This window comes from Nocardia coffeae, assembly GCF_019890715.1.
In the GTDB taxonomy this organism is placed as follows: domain Bacteria; phylum Actinomycetota; class Actinomycetes; order Mycobacteriales; family Mycobacteriaceae; genus Nocardia; species Nocardia jiangxiensis.
This window is the reverse complement of sequence record NZ_JAINZY010000002.1, coordinates 1-18,426: the sequence shown is the minus strand read 5'-3', so window position 1 is coordinate 18,426 and position 18,426 is coordinate 1. Positions and strand designations below refer to the sequence as shown.

Here is an 18,426-nt window from a genome sequence, read left to right as displayed (position 1 = left end):
CGCCGACGCGACCGCAGGCAGCGGCCGCGTCGGCGGGGTCTGTTCGGTATGTCCTGATTGGACCCCAATTCGCGGACATGATAAGAGAATTCATGTGCCGGTTTCCTCGTTGACGCAGCCCGTTTCACCGCCCTGCCCGCCGTCCGACGCGAATTGCACACTCGCACAACAGTGTTGCGCGCGATGATGGGGAGGACGAAACAGCCGGTGGAATCCGGCGCACAGCAGAGCCCGGTCACCGCCCGCCCCTCGGCCGCGAGCGCGTATCGCCTGGACCTGGACGGCTTGCGCGGTGTGGCCATCGTCCTGGTGGTGATGTTCCACATCTGGTTCGGGCGGGTGTCCGGCGGCGTGGACATCTTCCTGGTCTTGTCCGGTTTCTTCTTCACCGGCCTGTTGCTGCGGCAGATCGAATCCGGCGGCGCGGTGCGGGTGCTGTTCACCGTGTGCCGCACGCTGCGCCGCCTGCTCCCGGCACTGGTGGTGGTGCTCGCGGCCGTGGTGCTCGCGGTGGTGACGCTGCGACCGGTCACCCAGTGGGCGGATCTGGCCGATCAGACGCTGGCCTCGGCGTTCTACTACCAGAACTGGCATCTGGCGCTCGCGTCGTCGGATTATCTGGCGGCCGATCCGTCGGTGAGCCCGTTGCAGCATCTGTGGTCGATGTCGGTGCAGGGGCAGTTCTATCTGGCCATCACCCTGCTGCTGGCGGCGGTGGCCTGGTCGCTGCGCAAAATGCGACGTTCCGAACATCTGCGCCCCACGCTGCTGGTGCTGCTGGGCGCCTTCACGGTGGCGTCGTTTCTCTACGCGATGGTCGGCGAGAGCGCCCATCAGAGCTGGAACTACTACGACTCGTTCGCCCGAGCCTGGGAGCTGCTGGCCGGTGGGCTGCTCGCGATCGCCGCGCCGTGGCTGACCATGCCCCGGATCGTGCGCATCGTCCTGGCGATCGCCGGGATGGTCATCGTGGCGATCTGCGGCGAGCTGGTCTTCGGCGCCGCCGTCTTCCCCGGACCCGCGGCGCTGATCCCGGTCGGCGCGGCCGTCGCGCTCATCCTCGCGGGCAACAATCTCGAACCCGCGGCCCGGCCGCTGCCGCTGCGCTGGCTGGCCACGCGCCCGGCCGTGGAACTGGGCGGGATGGCCTATTCGCTGTACCTGTGGCACTGGCCGTTCCTGATCTTCTATCTCTCCGAGCGCGGCAGGCCGATGGCCGGACCCGTGGGCGGGCTCGGCGTGATCGCGGCGTCGCTGGTGCTCGCGTACGCGACGCGGCATCTGGTCGAGGAGCCGTTGCGGATGCGTTCGGCCCGCGCGATCGCGGCCGAGCAGAGCCGGCAAGCCGAACGATCCCGGACGTTCTCCATCGCCCCGATCCTGCTGCGTTTCCGGCGGCCGATCGGCGCACTCGTCACGATCGTCGGTGTCGTGGGCATCGGGGCGAGCGTGTCCTGGCACGTGGCGATGGGCGCGAACGGGCCCAGGCCACCGGCGTCGCTGGATGCGGTCCAGTACCCCGGCGCGGAGGCGCTGGCCGCGGGCGCGCCGGTCCCGCAGGCGCGGATGCGGCCCACCGTCCTGGAAGCTCCCGCGGATCTGCCCTATCCGACCACCGACGGCTGTATCGCGGACTGGTCCACCACCGATCTGGTCACCTGCGACTACGGTGACCGCACCGCGCAGCGCACCCTCGCGGTGGTCGGCAGTTCGCACGCCGAGCACTGGATTCCGGCCCTGCACCTTCTCGGGCAGCAGCACGGTTTCCGGGTGCGGGTCATGCTGAAGATGGGTTGCCCGCTGACCGTCTCGGACGACATCTCGTACAAGGGTGAGACGATTCCGGACTGCCACGACTGGTCCCGCCAGGTGATCGACCGGCTCGGCCAGGAACGTCCGGAGTGGGTGTTCACCACCGGCACCCGCCCGCTCGACGGCCCCGGGGACGAAACCCCGCAGGACTACCTGGACGTGTGGTCCCAGCTGGCCGATCGCGGCCTGAACGTGGTGGCCATCCGCGACACGCCGTGGCTGCGGCACGACGGGATCCGCTATCGCGCGTCGGACTGCCTGGCCGAGGGCGGCGACAGCACCAGTTGCGGCCTGCCCCGTGACTACGCGCTGAATCCGGTCAACCCCGAAGCCGAGCCCGCCTCGCGGTTCCCCAACGTCTTTCCGCTCGATATGACCGATGCGGTCTGCGCGGCGGACGTCTGCCCGGTGTCGGCAGGCAATATCCTGATCTATCACGACGAACATCACCTGACCGCGAACTACTCGCGATCCCTGGCGCCCGCGCTGGGCCGGGCGATGCGGCCGATTCTGAAGTGGTGGTGAACGCAACTATTCGGAGAAGGTGGTGACCGCGTATGACCGAGAACAGCAAGCGGACGATCGGACTGATCTGGTCGCAGACCCGCGACCGCGTCATCGGCGCCAACGGCGGCATCCCGTGGCAGATCCCCGAGGACGTGCAGCACTTCCAGGACGTCACGAGCGGTCGCACCATCATCATGGGCCGCCGGACCTGGGATGCGCTGCCCGACCAGGCGCGCGTCGCGCCCGATCGCCGCACGATCGTCATCACCCGCAATCCCGAATGGTTCGCCCCGGGCGCCGAGAGCGCGGATTCGATGTCCGAGGCCCTGGCACTGACCGACCCGGACGAGGTGTGGGTGCTCGGCGGCGCCGAGATCTTCGCCGCGGCAGTCGAATTCGCGACCGTCATCGTGATCACCGAGGTCGACGCCAAGGTTTCCGGCGACGCCTACGCACCCCGGATCCCGCCGGAGTTCGTGCTGGCCTTCACCACGGGGATCACCCGTTCGACCAACGGCAAGGACAGTTTCCAATTCCGCAGTTACGCCCGTAAATGAGCCCGCGCGAGCCGGTCGCTCAGCCCGCGGCGGCCGGTTCCGTGGTCGCCGAGGGCACTCCCCCGGAGTCGATCTCCACGCGGCGGTAGGCATCGGGTTCGACGATCACGATCGTGGCCGCGCAGCCGCGTCCCGGCGGCAGGACCCGGACCGTCACCCGTCCGTGCATCACCGAATCCAGGTACGCGACAGCGATTTCCACGATCGTCGCACGCAATTCGCCATGCTCGGAACCCGGTCCGGCATCGTCGAGCAGGGTCAGTCGCACACCTCGGATCCGGGCCGCTCGGGCGGCGCGGACCAGTGCCGGAGCGGCCAGGCCCGGGGCACGCAGCCGATCGCGCAGTTCGGCCTCGAGCAACCGGCATTCGCCCACCTGCTGCGGGCTCAGCGAGCGGCCCGCGGCGAGGAATTCGAGCATCGGGCGTGCGGTGCGCGACAGATAGGCCATCTGATCGCGACGTTCCCGGCTCTGCGCCGCCGCGCGAGCCTCGGCTCCGGCGTGCCGGGCGATATCCGCGCGGGCACCGTGATATGAGCGCAGCAGCGGGCGCATGTACAGGGTGAACGCGACCGCGGCCAGGACGGTCGCCCCGGCGACGGCGGTGCCGTTCAGTGCGGCCCCCGGCGATCCGCCCGCGAGGGAGTAGGCGGCGCCGGCCGCGAACAGAGCTACGCAGGTCGCCGCGACCCGCCCCCGAATCGCCAGCAGCGCAAGCACATACGAGTAGGCGACGAGCACCCAGACCGCGTGGTGCGCCTCGGGCGGGCCCAGGTTGACGATGACCGCGGCGAGCGGACCCATCACGGCCACCGCCCAGGTCGCAGGCGCGGGCAGTGGATCGTCACGCGGTATCAGCACCACGGCGCCGGCCGCGGCGACCAGGCCGAACCCGGTGTAGGCCACGACGGGATCGCCGCTGCGTACGTATCCCAGCAGCAGCATGCCCACCGCCCAGCACAGCAGCGCCATCATCACGATTCCGGACCACCCCCGCACGCCGATCAGCGCGGGCGGGCGCGGTTCCTGCGGGTCGGTATGGGTCCACCGCAACGTCACCGTGGTTCCCCTGCCGGGCGCGGAGTCGACCTCCGCGTGGCCGCCGCGCAGACACCGCATCCGCCACAGGATGCTCTGCCGCACGCCCAGCCGCTCCGCCCCCACCCGGTCGATATCGAATCCGGCCCCGTCGTCGACGACGCGCACGACGACCCCGCCCTCGTCGACCTCGATCCACACCCCCCGGGTGACCGTGCGCCCGTCGGACGCGGCATGCCGCAGGCTGTTGCGCGCCGCCTCGCCCAGCGCTCCGGCCAGCGAGGTCGTCACCTCACGCGGTATGCGCAGTTCGCGAGCCCGGTTCGCGAGCTCGACGGTGACGGCGAGGCCGTGCTCGGCGGCCTCGGCGCGCAGTACCTCGATCGTCTCGCGCACCTCGCCGGTGTCCTCGACGCGGTATTCGTGCGGACTGGTGTCGAGCTGGCGCAGGGTGCGCCCGGCCGAACGTCGCAGCCGGTCGGCCGCGCCGCCGCGGGCGGCGTCGAGCAGGGTGGCCAGGACGTTGTCGTGGATCAGTCCGGCGAAACGGGTGCGTTCGCGGTCGGTGGCCTCCGCGCCCGCGGCAACGGTCGCCTGGCGCACCACGATCGCGGTCACCGTGTCCAGTTCGATCGCCGCGGCCAGCAGCCGGGCCGCGGTCCAGGTCAGGAACCCCTGCACGCCCCAGGTCCGCACGAGATCCTCGGCGATGGTGTGGATTCCGGTGCCGCCGGAGACGTACGCGTCGATCACCGCGGCGACCACGCCCGAGACCAGCAGATACACCGGCCACCATCGCCGCCACGCCAGCACCGCGGCCACCGCGGTCGCCGCGACCAGCGGTGGAATCCAGGTGCCGGCCGGACCGAAGCAGTTGTAGTGCCCCGCGATCGGCAACGTGATCAGCGCTGCCAGCATCACCAGCGCCAACCAGGTCGCCAGCACGTCGACCGTCCGCCCGCCGACGGTCAACGCGGCCACGACCAGCCCGGCCCCGGTGATCATCAGCCCGGCCACCACCGTCGGTGTCCACCACGCCTGCACCATCCGAGCCTGCGACAGAATCACCTGCACATGGCTGAGCACCCACAACACCGCGCCCAGGCCCGCGGCGAACCCGAGCGCCCGCCGAGCCCGCGCCTCGGCGCGCCCCCCACGAGTCGTCCCCCGAACCAGAAGTCCTCGGGCAGCGACCCACTGCCTCGGATTCCAGCCCACACCCCTATCATCGCCCATCGGTCCCCACCGACGCACCGGTCACCCACCCGAACCCGGCCGCACGCCCCGAGGCCCGGGGCGTCGACGTCGCTCCGAGAGGGCAACGTGCGACCCCACCAGCCATTGACATTCGCGATGCCGGTTCGCCTTTCGCTCGACGGCGCCAGGCACGCGCATCCCCACAGGGGAATCCGTTGTGCGCGTGTACCGATTCCGGTGGCCGGATCGGAATCGGTGGGTAGTCGGCGGATTTCACGCCCGGATGGGACGCGTCGGACTCCCGCACGAGTGGTGTCGAAATATATTGCGATGCAATCGGTTCGCTACATCAAAGACTGGACCGGTCCGCGTCCCGATCAAATGCCTTGCGGCCGTTGCGGCCCCGGACTCAGTGCTGGTGATCTTCGGCCGGTGTGGTCGCATAACGCGCCATCACCTCGATGACGCTCGAAGGGGTCATCGGCTCGCCCGCTTCGATCATGGCGCGCAGATCGCGGAAGTACTGCACGTACAGATCGGGGGTGAAGGTGTTCAACATGACCGCGGGTTCGTCGAAGGGATTGGCGAACGTGTGCGGTGCGCCCGGCGGGACCATGACCAGGGTGCGCGCGGGGACGTCGTGGTCGGTGGTCCCGACGGTGAAGCGGACGGTGCCCGAGACGACGTAGAACCCTTCGTCGTGCCGGGCGTGCCGATGCTGCGGCGGTCCCTGGGTGTGCGGGGCGACCTCGATCTCGGCGACGCCGAGCCGATGGTCGGTGGCGCTGCCGTCCTCCAGGATTCGCAGTACGACCGGGCCGGTCAGTGCGACCTCGGCGTTGTCCTGTCCGGTGATCAGTACTTCTGTCATGTTCTCTGCCTACTTTCCGGCGACGAAGGCCGCGATGGCCGTCACGAGCTGATCGGGGGTTTCCAGCTGCGGCAGGTGCCCGGTCTCGCGCAGCAGTTCGTATCGCGCGCCGGGGATGGCGGCGGCGAAGGCCCGGCCGACCTCCGGCGGCGCGATCCGGTCGCTCTCACCGCTGATCACCAGGACCGGCGCCTTCACCCCGGACAGTCGTTCGGTCAGCGACGGATCGGTCATCCGCTCGCCGCCGTAGACCTGCAGCGTGACACGGTTCGCCGCCATCGCCTCGAGCTGCTGCGGGCTGAAGGTGGATGGATCGATCCGGAAGGCGTCGGGGCGGTAGTAGCTGTAATCGGCGATCTCGTCGAGTTGCAGGCCGAAGAAGTCGACGGGCGTCACCCCGGGGACCTCGACACCGACCGCGCAGACCAGGACCGCGGCGGCGATCCGGTCGCTGCCCTGTGCGGCCATCTCCGCGGTGATCCAGCCGCCGATCGAATTGCCGATCACGGTCACCTGGTCGAGCTCGAGTTCGTCGAGCAGCGCGCGGTAGACCCTGGCCAGGTCGGCGATCGACGCGACGGCCTCGGGCCGGGGCGTACCGCCGAAGCCGGGGTGCACCGGAGTCAGCACCCGCACCGACCGCGCCTGTGCGTAGCGCTCGGCGAACTCCTGCACCGACTGCGGACCTGCCCCGCCGTGCAGCAGCAGATGGACTGGGCCCGAACCGGTTTCGGTCACAGTGACAGGTACCGATCCGATACCGGGAACCTGAATGTCATACGCGGCCATGATGACTCCTTGTTCGTGAGAGTGAACTCTCATCAAAGTAGACCCACCCCGGCCATCATGCAAGTCCACTCTCACGAAGAGAGTAAGCTCTTGATATCGATCGACTACGGAGGTGAGCGACGTGGCCCGACAGGCCGAATCCGCATCGACCGCGACCCGCGGCGGACGCACGAACCAGAAGGAGCGCACCCGACGCGCGATCCTGGACTCGGCGCGCACCCTCATCGACGCGGGCGACGAGGTGACCATGCCCGAGGTCGCCCGGACCGCGCGCGTCTCCGAGGCCACCGCCTACCGCTACTTCCCCGACCTGCCCACCCTGCTGCGCGAGGCGATGCACGAATCATGGCCGGGCGCAGCGCAGATCATGGCCCCGGTCGCACACCTCACCGATCCGATCGAGCGGGTCGCCCACGCGACGGATTACCTCCTGCGGCACGTGCACACCCATGCACCGGCGGTGCGCGCGACCATGGCCGCGGCCATCGTGCGTCCGGCCGAAATCCTGCGGCCCGCCTACCGTCTCGGACTCATCGAGGCCGCCTTGGAACCCCTGACGGACCTCACTCCTGAGACGCTGACACAAATGCGTCAGGACCTCGCCGTGGTGATGAGTGCAGAGGCATTCTTCACACTCACCGATCTATACGGAATGTCTTCCGAAGAGGCGATCGCTAGCGTAGTATCTACTGCTCGCAGCGTGATGGCGACTCGATTATCTTGAGGCGCAGTCGATTCGAGGACCAAAGACCCTGTTCACGGGGGTTTACACGCGAGTAGCTTGCGCGGGCGGACGACTGTTCACCCGCGGATGTCCACACCTCTGGACATCGGATACACATTCCGGCGCACCGACACCCGAATGCGCTTGCTGGCAGGATGCCAATCCCTCGACCGACCCTGCAGACCGTTCACGAGATCGCCGCTCCACTATGCGATTCGAACGACCCCACTCCGCCGCTGCCGATAGCCCCCTGATAGCCGATGTCCGGAATGCGGTAAGGCTCGCCTTCGGATATCTTGTCGGCCAACACAACTCAACTCGGCGGCCTACAGTCGTATCGGATGCCGCATGGCATTCGCAAAGATGCGTCCGGGCCCTCACTTGGCTAGTTTCGGACTGAACCAACACCCGGTCGTGGTGCGGTTCCCGAGACATTCCCGATGGAGGAGCACCGTGCGCATCCTGCTGGTCGCCAGCGCATTCAACAGTCTTACCCAGCGCGTTCACACCGAGCTGCGGGAGAGACATCACATCGGGGTCGAGCTGGCCCTCGGCGACGATCTGCTGCGAGCGCGCGTTGAGGCCTTCCGGCCCGACCTGATCCTGGCCCCGATGCTCACCACCGCGATCCCGAAGGACGTCTGGACCCGGTACCCGGTCTTGATCGTGCACCCTGGACCGATGGGCGACCGCGGCCCGTCCTCGCTGGACTGGGCGATCTCCGAGGGCGCCGACGAGTGGGGTGTGACCGTCCTGCAGGCCGTCGCCGAGATGGACGCGGGCCCGATCTGGGCCAGCGTTTCGTTCCCCGTCGCGGACTGCGGCAAGAGTGAGCTGTACCGGAACGAGGCCGCCGATGCCGCGGTGCGCGCGGTGCTGCTGGCGGTGGAGCGTTTCGCCGGTGACCACGAACCCGAGCCGCTGGACTATTCGCGCCCCGACGTGCGAGGACAGTTGCGCCCGTACCACACTCAGGAGTTCCGCCGGATCGACTGGTCCACCGAGAGCACCGCGGCGATCCTGCGCAAGCTGCGCGCCGCCGACTCCCAGCCCGGAGTGGTGGACGTGCTGTTCGGCCGCGAGTACTTCATCCACGGCGGCCACAACGAGGACCGGCTGCGCGGCGTGCCCGGCACGATCATCGCCACCCGCGACGGGGCGATCTGCCGCGCGACCGTGGACGGCGCGATCTGGATTCCGCAGCTGCGCCCGCGCCGCGTCCCCGGCGGCCCGGCCACCTTCAAACGCCCCGCCGCCGATGTGCTGGCCGCCGAACTGACCGACGTCCCCGAGGCGCCCGTCACCCCGGCCGAGGCCGCCGAACGCGACACCTGGTCCGAACTGCGGTACCGCGAGGAGGCCGGTGTCGGCTACCTCGAATTCGCTTACGCCGGTGGCGCGATGGACACCCGGCAGTGCCGCCGGTTGCTCGACGCCTACCGGCAGGCCTGCCACCGCCCAGTGGACGTGCTGGTGCTCGGCGCGGCCCGGGATTTCTTCTCCAACGGCATCCACCTCAACGTCATCGAGGCCGCCGCCGATCCGGCGCAGGAGTCCTGGCGCAACATCACCGCCATGGACGATCTGGTCGAGGCCATCCTGACCACGACCGACAAGCTGGTCATCTCCGCGATGACCGGCAACGCCGCGGCCGGCGGGGTGATGCTGGCCCTGGCCGCCGACGAGGTGTGGTGCCGCGAAGCGGTGGTGCTGAACCCGCACTACCGGCTGATGGGGCTGTACGGCTCGGAGTACTGGACCTATTCGCTGCCGCGGCGGGTCGGTGCGGCCGAGGCCGCCCGGCTCACCAGCACTCCCCTGCCGGTCGGCGCACGCGAGGCGGTGACCCTGGGCCTGGCCGACTACGCGGTCCCCGGCAGCACCGACGACTTCTGGACCTGGGCCCGGCAGGAGGCCGCCGCCCTGGCCGCCGCGCCGGAACTGGCCGAACGCCTGCTGGCCAAGAAGCAGCGTCGCGCGTCCGACGAGGCCGTCAAACCTCTTGCCGCATACCGGGAAGAGGAGTTGACACAGATGCACCGCAATTTCTTCGCCCCCGACGAGTCCTACCACGAGTTGCGGCAGAACTTCGTGTACAACGTCCGCCCGATGGTCACACCGGCGTACCTACTCGGGTAAACGATCAGCTTCACATACCCGACCAGTTGAACTAGGGTCCTCGAGATCGCTTGTTCAGGAAGTTTGGAAGTGTCACGTGCTAGAACTCGACTACTTCAGCTACGGCTGGGTGACCCCGGTCTTGGCGTACGTCATGTCCGTCATCGGCTCGGTGCTCGGACTGCGGTGCGCCTTCCACGCCCGTGAATCGAAACGCCCCGGCGGCTGGCTGGTGGCCGCGGCGATCTCGCTCGGCGGCGCCGGGATCTGGGTCATGCATTTCACCGCCATGCTCGGCTTCGCCATCCACGGCGCGAGCATCCGCTACAACCTGCCGCTGACGCTGCTCAGCGCGGTCGTCGCGATCGTGGTGGTTTGGGTCGGGCTGTCGCTGGTCGTGCGTTGGCGGCGTGAGGTGTTCGCGCTGCCGATCGGCGGGGCCGTCACCGGTCTCGGTGTGGCGGGCATGCACTACATGGGCATGTTCGCGATGCAGTCGGACGTCGAGATGCACTACAGCCTCTCGGTCGTGGCGTTGTCGGTGGTCATCGCCGTCGTCGCGGCGACCGCGGCGCTGTGGTTCATGCTGCACGTGCAGGGTCTGGCGGCCACGTTCGGCGCGGCCATGATCATGGGTCTGGCGGTGTGCGGAATGCACTACACCGGAATGGCTTCGATGTCCGCGGACCACCCCACCGGTCACGACATGGTGATGAACGGCGGCGGCGTGGACCCGGTGCAGTTGCTCACTCCGCTGATCATGACCGTCACCCTGGTGACCATGATGCTGATCGTGCTGGTCGGCGTCGCCGAACTGGACGAGCGCGGCACCGCCGAGGCCGAGGCGGCCGTCGCCTCGATGTCGTCCTCGGCCAATCCCCGAGTGCTGACCACGGATCCGGCCGCCCTGCCCAGCAGCGGCCGGTCCTGGCCGCGGGCCGCACCGAGCGACGACTGACCGGGTGTCCCGGTCCGGCCGCATCGCCTGCGTCGGACCGGGGACCGGCCGGAGAAGTTGCCGACCCGGCATCGACCCACGACAGTGGACTGCGGTGCTGCGGCGCGACCCGCCGCGGCCGGGGCCCATCCCGGGCCCCACGGACGCGAAGGAGTAAACCGTGCGCTTCGGCATCTTCATCCCCCAGGGCTGGCGGCTCGATCTGGTAGGCATCGATCCCGCGGCACAGTGGACGGTGATGCGTGATCTGGCCCGCCGGGCCGACGCCAACGACGACTGGGAGTCGCTGTGGGTGTTCGACCACTTCCACACCGTGCCGGTGCCGACCAGCGAGGCGACCCATGAGGCGTGGACGCTGATGTCCGCGTTCGCGGCGAGCACCGAGCGCATCCGCCTCGGTCAGATGTGTACCGCGATGAGCTACCGCAATCCGGCATATCTGGCGAAGGTCGCGGCGACGGTGGACATCATCTCCGGCGGCCGGGTCGAGATGGGCATCGGCGCGGGATGGTACGAACAGGAATGGCGCGCATACGGATACGGCTTCCCCACCGCCGGTGAGCGGCTGGCCCGCCTGGACGAGGGCGTGCAGATCTTCCGGCAGGCGTGGAGCACCGGCGAGGCCACGCTGGATGGTAAGCACTATCAGGTCGATGGCGCGATCGTGCAGCCGCAGCCGTTGCAGGAGGGCGGAATTCCGCTCTGGATCGCCGGTGGCGGCGAGAAGGTGACGCTGCGGATCGCCGCGAAGTACGCGCAGTACACCAACTTCAGCGGTGAGGATTTCGCCCGCAAATCCGAACTGCTGCGCGGCCATTGCGCCGAGGTCGGCACCGATTTCGACGCGATCGTGCGCAGCGCCAACACCACCGTGGTGACCGGCGCGACCGAAGCCGAGATCGAAGATCGTCTCACCGCGCTGCGCACGCGCCTGGCGCCGGTCCTGGGCGAGGAGGCGGCCACCAAGTGGATCGACAACGTCGTCACCCACGGCACGCCCGATGAGATCACCGAGAAGCTCAGCGCCCTGCGCGATCTGGGCCTGGGTTACGCGATCCTGAACTTCCCCGAGGCCGCGTACGACACCTCCGGCATCGAGCTGTTCGAGCGCGAGGTCATCCCGGCGCTGCGCTGATCCGGCCGGAATATCCTGCGTCGGAAGGTGATTGCTCGTCGCGGGCAATCACCTTCCGATGCACGGAAAGGCCGCGCCGACAACCGGATTCAGCGGCTGTAGACCAAACCGTATGCGGTCGTGAGCAGTTCGGCCAGTTCCACGACCTGAGCTTCGTCCAGGACCGCGAACGCCGGGGCGATCAACTCGTCGGTCGTCGCCTCGGCCGCGTCCCACCGCTGCCGCAACTCGGGGGTGATCTCCTCGTACGGCTCGGGCCAGCCGAACGAGCGCGCTTGATCGACGCCGCTCTTGGCCGGCGACCCGCCGATCAGCACCGCCTGCTTCGGGGTCAGCCCGTGGGCCCGCACGGCCAGCAGGTGCAGCCCGCCGCGCAGCTCGCGCAGCACCTGGATCAGCTGCATCGCCCGCGCCGGGTCGTCGGCCGCGAGCGGCAGTGCCCGCCAGCCCGCGAACAGTGCCACACCGGCCGGATCGGCGGCCGCGGCCACCGGAGCCAGCAGTTCGGCCAGCCGCCCGGCGCCGTCGAACCCGCCGAGCTTGCGCCGCCCGAAGTCCTGGCACACGCCCAGATAACCGGCCGCGGCCTTCTCGGCGGGCAGATCCAGTGACTCCCAGGCCGGGCGGATCGCCTCGGCCGGGAAGAAGCCGAAGGCGGAGATCACCACGTCGGCGTCGACATCGCCGAGCACCCCGCCGCGCCCGCGGGTGTAGGGCCCGAGAAATGTCGTGGCCCCGACCGCGGCGCCGAACGCCTTGGACTCACGGGAGAACATGAATCCCGCTCCGATCGCCTGAATCTGCACCTTGACCGCGGCGGCTGTGGACACAGCTCGTCCCCTTCTGTCGTCGAACATCGTGTCCTGGAGCGTATCTCACTATCGTTTACTAATGCCAGACCGGTGGCCGGAAACCCCGATTCCCGGTAACGGTGTCACCCAACCTCCGATAAGCAACGCGAGGGATCGAATATCCTCGGGGCCGGGCCCGGGTAAAACACCATTCGAAGCGAGCGACGTTGGAATATCACCTCGGCGCGACCGCACCCGACCCCGGTGCCGACCGCGCAGCCGCGACGCAGACCGCGTTGACGACCCTCGTGGCGCATTTCTCGGCCCAGTGGCGCGGCGCGGATTCCCCGCCCGATCTGTCCGCCCACCTCCCCGCGGATCCCGGACTGCGCCGCTCGGCGCTCATCGAACTGATCAAGGTGGATCTGCACGAACGTTGGCGGCGTACCGACGACGCCCTGCGCCTGGCCGACTACCGCAAGCGTTTCCCCGAATTGTCTTCCGCGCCACTGCCTCCCGACCTCATCTACGAGGAGATCACCGCGCGCAGCCGCCGGCACGAGGTCGATCTGGCCGAGTACGAGCAGGACTACCCCACCCAGATGGCCCGCATCACAGCCGATTCCGGCGTCGGGACCCTGCCCGGGGACGCACCCGATCGAGGCAATCCGCGCAGTACGGTCCTGGCCGACCCCACCGCCCTGGACGCGCTGGACACCATCAATCCGGGCGCCACCGTCGACGATTTCGATCTGCTGCTGCCCCTGGGCCAGGGTGCGTTCGCCCGCGTTTTCCTTGCCCGCCAACGCTCTTTGGGTCGCATGGTCGCGGTGAAGATCTCACACGATCGCGGCGCCGAACCGCAGACCCTCGCCCAACTCGACCACGACCACATCGTGCGCGTATTCGACCAGCGCCAGATCACCGACCAGCACCTCAAACTGATGTACATGCAGTACGTGCCCGGCGGCACCCTGCTGGGTGTGCTGCGCATGCTGCGTCGTACCCCACCCGATCGGCGCGGCGGCGCACTCCTACTGGAGGCCGTCGACGCCGCGACCACCACCGGCGGCATCCTCGAACCGCAGAACTCCCCCGCCCGTGCCGAACTCGAACAGCTCAGCTGGCCCGAGACCGTCGCGCGGATCGGCTCGCGCCTGGCCACCGCCCTGGACTACGCCAATCGGCGCGGCGTTCTGCACCGCGACATCAAACCCGCCAACGTCCTGCTCACCGCCGACGGTCAGCCCAAACTCGCGGACTTCAACATCAGCTTCAGCCGCCACCTGCCCGGCGCGAGCCCGGTCGCCTACTTCGGCGGCTCCCTTCCCTATATGTCCCCCGAGCAGCTCTCGGCGATCCATCCGGGTCTGGCCGCCTCGGCCGCGGAGCTGGACACCCGCAGCGACCTGTATGCGCTGGGCGTCGTGCTGTGGGAATTGCTCACCGGCACAATCCCTTTCGACGACGAACTCGGTTGCGGGGAATCCGCGCAGTCGTTGCAGGCGATGATCGACCGACGCAACATCCGGATCGATCCGCGATACCGGGATCAGCTGCCGCCGGACACCCCCGCGGTCCTGCGGCACGCGCTGCTGACCTGCCTGGCGCCCGATCCCGCGGACCGCTACGCCACCGGTGCGGAACTGGCGCATCAGCTCGAACTGAGCCAGGACCGCACCGCCCGCGATCTGGTCGACCCGCCCACCAACAGCCTGCGGGCGCGGTTGCGCATGCGGCCGATGCCGGTGGTCACCCTCTCCAGCATCTTCGGCCAGTTGCTCGCCGGACTGTATATGGGCGCGCACAACATTCGCCTCGTCGAAGGACAATTCGGCGCCGCTGCCGCCGACACCATGACCCGGCTCGGAACGATCGTCGCGGTTATCGCCTATCCGCTGGGTATCGCCGGGCTGCTGTATTGGTGTCGTCAGGTGTTCCTGGTGCCCGACGGTTTGCGCCGCGGCCGCCGGTTCGACGAGGCCACCCTCGCCAAGGCACGCGCGGACACGCTGGCCTGCGGCGACCGGATCGCGGTGGTGGCCTTCATCGGGTGGCTCGCCGCAGGAGTGGTGCTCCTGATCAGGCTGTACGGCTTCGGACCGATACCGCTCGGCCTGCTCACCGACCTGATCGCCTCACACACCGTGGCGGCCGCGGTTGCGGTGGTGTACACGTACTTTCCGGTCACCTTCTTCGTATTGCGCTGGTACTACCCGGGACTCGTGGCCGCCGGGCACACCAGCCCCGCCGAGGCCGAACGGCTGCGCCGCCTGGTGCGACGCAGCCGCATCTACCTCGGCGTCGCGGCCTCGGTGCCACTGATCGGCGTGCCCGCCGGACTGGTCTTCCTGAACCCCGAACAGCAACAGTCCGTGATCGGGCCGATCGTAGGATTGTGCGTCGGTGGGCTTTTCGCCTTCGCTATCGCCCTGCGCACGTTCTACGCACTCGACGCCGATCTCAACGCACTGCACCGCATCGTGGATCCGCACCTCCATCAGCGCGCCTGACCTGGCCTGGGCCGCTGTCGATTCGGTGGCACCCGGCCTCGAAACCGCGCTCGCCCACGGTCGTTGGCAACCCGATGATCAAGATCGGCTACTCTCGAGGCGGTGCTAGGACATTCACATGCGACCAGCGGCGCTCTCGCGTGGGCCGGAGCCGCTGCCGCGCTGCCGCTTTCGATTCTGACCTTCCCGGCTGTCCAGGCCGGACATATCGGCACCGTCGATCTGGTGATGGGCACGTTCCTCACCGCGGGCGCGGCACTGCTGCCCGACGCCGATCATCCCAGCGGCACCATTTCCCATGTGCTCGGCCCGGTCTCGCATGCGGCGTGCAAGGTGATCTCCGAGGTCTCCGGCGGACACCGGCACGCCACCCACTCGTTCGCCTTCGTCATCGCCGTCACCGCCGGAACCTGGGCCGGTGAGCACTGGCTGCACCGCTGGTTCACCCTCGCCCTGGTGTTCTTCCTGCTCGCCCTCGCGGTCCGCGCGCTGAACCTGTGCCCGCCCGGCGACGGAGTCCGCTCCTACGGCACGATCGTCATCCTGGCCGCGGCCGGGACGTTCGCGATGGACCAGTGGATCTCGGACAAACCGAGCTGGCTCCCGTTCGCGGTCGGCCTGGGCTCCCTGGCCCACCTCGCCGGAGACTGCCTGACCGACCGAGGCTGCCGCCTGTTCTGGCCGTTCAAACTCCGCACCCGCGTCCCCCTCGTCGAACGCACCGGCAACAAGGTCGAAACCTGGATTCTGTCACCGCTTTTCGTCGTCGGCACCTGCGCGCTGCTGTGGTACACCATCGTCCATCATCCCTAGCAGCGTCATCGCATCGTGGTCCGGGCTGCCCGGCGCGGCCTGGAACACCACGAGAGCTGCCATCGAAGCCACTCTCCTGCACCAATTCCATAACCCGGCGTCTGCCACGACACCCGCTGATACGATGGATGAGCATTAGCTCTCACTCTCGCGCGGACGTTACCGAACATCCTGCAATACAACATAATTCAGCGCATCTGGAACGAATCGCAGCCGTGCGGGACACGGTTGAGGAGGGTTACCTTGAACAAGAAGTATCTGATCGCTGGAGCCGCGAAGCCGGGCATCGGCGAAGCTACCGCCACACGTCTTCTCGATGCGGGCGCAACCGTTTTGGCTACCGTTGACCCGGGCGATATCGAGAATGCCAAAAAACTGGCGGCCGTATATCCCGGATCGCTTGACATATTCGAGATCGACCATTCAGATATGAGTCAGATCGAAGATTTCACCTCCTCAGTTTCCGAAAATATCGACGGAATCATCTATGCTGAAATGTACTTCAATATGGAAAGTCCGGATGAGTTCGATTCCAAACTCTGGGAGAAGAGTCTTCGGGTAAATCTCACAGCTCCCCACCTTCTCATCGGCAGGCTTCGCAGGAAGCTGAATCGAGAGTCATCCATAGTCATCATCACAAGCACCGAAGCTTTTACCGGCTCGTTCGGAGCATCCGCATATGCGGCCAGCAAAGCGGCTGTTCATAATTTGGTGAAAACCCTCGCCAACAACTTCGGCCCGGATTCTGTTCGGGTAAATGCGGTTGCTCCAGGCTGGATAGGAGGGGTAATGGATACCGACGAGGTATTCGAACGTTCCCGCCAGATTACACCGCTGGGACGTTTGGGCAGGCCGGAGGAGGTGGCAAGTGTCGTCGCTTTCTTGCTCGGCGAGGACGCCTCGTTCGTCAGTGGATCCGTGATCACAGTGGATGGCGGCTACACCGGTGTCGACACAGTCTCGAAGTTCGAATTCGAAGAGACACGCAAAGTTCAACCGTAGTGAGTAGCAGAGTATGGCCGCCCTGAGATCCAGAAACCCTGAGATTAAATTACAGTATCTAGAGGGTCTAATCGGCGCATTTATCGCCCTTGTGACCGAAGGTGCCAATTACCTCTTCTTCGAGCACAGCAGGGCTGGCACACAACTCGCCCTGACCGTTGCAATTCTCGGCCTTCTCCTGACGATTCTCCGGCGCTCCATACAGTCGTTCATCGAGTCCTCGTTGACTCCGGTCAGGAAGATGTCCGAGATAATCGACCTGCAAACGAACGCCAATGTTCAGGAAATACAGGCGTTGATGCAAATATATATCAGCATAACTGAAGAAGAATTTCGATTCGTCAATGAACAGATCATCAGCGATGCCGAACAACAGTTGCGGCGACTTGCGGTCGAAAAGCGCTCCAGCACCCTACAGTCCTCAGACTACTACGACTGGATTTTCAAGCAGTTCGACAACCTCAAAGAGGGCGATTGGGTTCGTGCGGCATCCCTGTCATCCGAGATCGAATGGAACGACTCACAGCTCGAGCGAAACTTCCTTGCAAAGAATATCGAGGCGGGCGCCAGAGGCGTCAAGATCGACCGAATATTCGTGATTGATCCAGCCACGCTCCCGAAGTTCACTCAACTGTACCCGATACAGCAGCATCTGGCTGGAAGGAATCCAGGAGTGAACGGATATATCGTGAATCGCACTACACTGGAGAAAGAAGATCCCGCCCTGCTTCGGGATATCCGAGAGGGCATTCTGGACTTCAACGGGAGAGTCGGTCTCGAGGACATATTCTCCAGCGGCGGCGGCACTCGCGGAGAAGTTACAATGCATGAGCCCGACCTCCTGAGAATGCGGCGAGTATTCGACAGACTCATGTACATGGCGGCACCCATGCCGGAATAGATCGGAATAGATTTGCTCCGGCCCACCAGTCGGGAGTAGTTCGTGTGCTTCCGTGCTCATATCCCCAACAGCGTCATCGCATCGTGGTCCGGGCTGCCCGGCGCGGCCTGGAACACCACGAAGCGCTGCCCGTCCGGCGCGGTGACGATCTCCGAGGTCAAGGCGAATCGCCCCACCCCGCGATGCCGGAACGTCCGCGTCGCACCGCGTTTGGTGCGCACGTCGTAGTGCGCCCACAGGTCCGCGAATTCCGCACTCTCGGAACATAATCCGTGCACCACCGCGTGCAGTGCCGGGGAATCCGGTTCGCGCCCCTGCACTGTGCGCAGATGTGCCACGCAGTCGCGCGTCATCGCGTCCCAGTCCTCGAAGACCCACCGCGCCGCGGGATGGGTGAACACGTACCGCACCAGATTCCGTTCCGCCGCAGCGAAATCCGTCAACCCGTCGAGCAATCGCAACGCCTCCGGATTCGCCGCGAGCACGTTGCTCGGCTGATCCAGAATCAACCCCGGCGTCGGCCGCACCGACTCGAGCAGTTGCACCAACCCCGGCCGCGGCGCCTGCCGCGCCGGCTCAGGAGCCGCCCGCCGCACCGCCACCGCGCGAGCCAGGTCGTCCAGATGCATCCGCTCGTCCTCGTCGAGCCGCAACGCCCCAGCCAACGCATCCAATACGGCCGGACTCGGATTCGTATCC

At 67.2% G+C, this 18,426-nt stretch carries 15 protein-coding genes; 10 read left to right on the top strand and 5 right to left on the bottom strand.

Annotation, left to right across the window (positions count from 1 at the left end; genetic code table 11):
- Positions 1–186 precede the first annotated feature (186 nt).
- Together K7711_RS09200 and K7711_RS09195 are read left to right on the top strand one after the other, a co-directional pair.
- Positions 187–2,337: an acyltransferase family protein gene (locus K7711_RS09200; protein ID WP_222969169.1), complete on the top strand. Its 2,151-nt coding sequence runs from the start codon at positions 187–189 to the stop codon at positions 2,335–2,337.
- 32 nt (positions 2,338–2,369) lie between these two features.
- Positions 2,370–2,876 carry a dihydrofolate reductase gene (locus K7711_RS09195; protein WP_222966934.1) on the top strand — a complete coding sequence of 169 codons (507 nt, stop codon included), beginning with the start codon at positions 2,370–2,372 and terminating at the stop codon, positions 2,874–2,876.
- 19 nt (positions 2,877–2,895) lie between these two features.
- Here K7711_RS09195 and K7711_RS09190 read toward each other — a convergent pair whose 3' ends face one another.
- The 3 genes from K7711_RS09190 to K7711_RS09180 form a co-directional block, all read right to left on the bottom strand.
- Positions 2,896–5,151 carry a DUF8320 family protein gene (locus tag K7711_RS09190; RefSeq protein WP_222966932.1) on the bottom strand — a complete coding sequence of 752 codons (2,256 nt, stop codon included), beginning with the start codon at positions 5,149–5,151 and terminating at the stop codon, positions 2,896–2,898.
- 370 nt (positions 5,152–5,521) lie between these two features.
- A complete protein-coding gene (locus K7711_RS09185; RefSeq protein WP_222966930.1) occupies positions 5,522–5,983 on the bottom strand; it encodes a cupin domain-containing protein in 462 nt (153 codons plus the stop codon).
- Between the two features lie 9 nt (positions 5,984–5,992).
- Entirely contained in the window at positions 5,993–6,772 is a 780-nt protein-coding gene (locus K7711_RS09180) for an alpha/beta fold hydrolase (RefSeq protein WP_222966929.1), read from the bottom strand.
- Positions 6,773–6,884: 112 nt separating this feature from the next.
- On the opposite strand from K7711_RS09180, the gene K7711_RS09175 reads away from it, so the two are divergent.
- From K7711_RS09175 to K7711_RS09160, 4 genes are all read left to right on the top strand, one after another.
- Complete coding sequence (locus tag K7711_RS09175; protein ID WP_222966927.1) at positions 6,885–7,496, top strand: TetR/AcrR family transcriptional regulator; 612 nt, start codon at positions 6,885–6,887, stop codon at positions 7,494–7,496.
- A 453-nt stretch (positions 7,497–7,949) separates the two neighbouring features.
- Positions 7,950–9,635, top strand: a complete 1,686-nt coding sequence (locus K7711_RS09170) for a hydrogenase maturation protein (RefSeq protein ID WP_308014596.1) — start codon at positions 7,950–7,952, stop codon at positions 9,633–9,635.
- 76 nt (positions 9,636–9,711) lie between these two features.
- A complete protein-coding gene (locus tag K7711_RS09165) occupies positions 9,712–10,572 on the top strand; it encodes an MHYT domain-containing protein (RefSeq protein ID WP_308014595.1) in 861 nt (286 codons plus the stop codon).
- 160 nt (positions 10,573–10,732) lie between these two features.
- Positions 10,733–11,707 carry an LLM class F420-dependent oxidoreductase gene (locus tag K7711_RS09160; protein ID WP_222966925.1) on the top strand — a complete coding sequence of 325 codons (975 nt, stop codon included), beginning with the start codon at positions 10,733–10,735 and terminating at the stop codon, positions 11,705–11,707.
- A gap of 89 nt (positions 11,708–11,796) precedes the next feature.
- Here the strand turns inward: K7711_RS09160 and K7711_RS09155 are convergent, their stop codons facing one another.
- Positions 11,797–12,537, bottom strand: coding sequence for an SCO6745 family protein (locus tag K7711_RS09155; RefSeq protein WP_222966923.1), 741 nt, complete (start codon positions 12,535–12,537; stop codon positions 11,797–11,799).
- Between the two features lie 188 nt (positions 12,538–12,725).
- Between K7711_RS09155 and K7711_RS09150 the strand changes: the two genes are divergently transcribed.
- The 4 genes from K7711_RS09150 to K7711_RS09135 all read left to right on the top strand — a co-directional run bounded on the left by K7711_RS09150 (position 12,726) and on the right by K7711_RS09135 (position 17,727).
- On the top strand, positions 12,726–15,011 hold the full coding sequence (locus K7711_RS09150; protein WP_222966921.1) for a serine/threonine-protein kinase: 2,286 nt from the start codon (positions 12,726–12,728) through the stop codon (positions 15,009–15,011).
- Positions 15,012–15,113: 102 nt separating this feature from the next.
- On the top strand, positions 15,114–15,824 hold the full coding sequence (locus K7711_RS09145) for a metal-dependent hydrolase (RefSeq protein WP_222966920.1): 711 nt from the start codon (positions 15,114–15,116) through the stop codon (positions 15,822–15,824).
- A gap of 243 nt (positions 15,825–16,067) precedes the next feature.
- A complete protein-coding gene (locus tag K7711_RS09140) occupies positions 16,068–16,826 on the top strand; it encodes an SDR family NAD(P)-dependent oxidoreductase (RefSeq protein WP_222966918.1) in 759 nt (252 codons plus the stop codon).
- Positions 16,827–16,839: 13 nt separating this feature from the next.
- Positions 16,840–17,727, top strand: coding sequence for a hypothetical protein (locus K7711_RS09135; protein WP_222966917.1), 888 nt, complete (start codon positions 16,840–16,842; stop codon positions 17,725–17,727).
- Positions 17,728–17,783: 56 nt separating this feature from the next.
- On the opposite strand, the gene K7711_RS09130 is transcribed toward K7711_RS09135, so the two are convergent.
- A partial coding sequence (locus K7711_RS09130; protein ID WP_222966916.1) for an MmyB family transcriptional regulator occupies positions 17,784–18,426 on the bottom strand: 643 nt, incomplete at its 5' end.

What these genes read in the sequence shown, in the direction of transcription:
- K7711_RS09195 (WP_222966934.1), top strand. Translation starts at nt 2,370, where the DNA reads ATGACCGAGAACAGCAAGCGGACGATCGGACTGATCTGGTCGCAGACC.
- K7711_RS09190 (WP_222966932.1), bottom strand. Translation starts at nt 5,151, where the DNA reads ATGGGCGATGATAGGGGTGTGGGCTGGAATCCGAGGCAGTGGGTCGCT.
- K7711_RS09180 (WP_222966929.1), bottom strand. Translation starts at nt 6,772, where the DNA reads ATGGCCGCGTATGACATTCAGGTTCCCGGTATCGGATCGGTACCTGTC.
- K7711_RS09185 (WP_222966930.1), bottom strand. Translation starts at nt 5,983, where the DNA reads ATGACAGAAGTACTGATCACCGGACAGGACAACGCCGAGGTCGCACTG.
- K7711_RS09200 (WP_222969169.1), top strand. Translation starts at nt 187, where the DNA reads ATGGGGAGGACGAAACAGCCGGTGGAATCCGGCGCACAGCAGAGCCCG.
- K7711_RS09135 (WP_222966917.1), top strand. Translation starts at nt 16,840, where the DNA reads ATGGCCGCCCTGAGATCCAGAAACCCTGAGATTAAATTACAGTATCTA.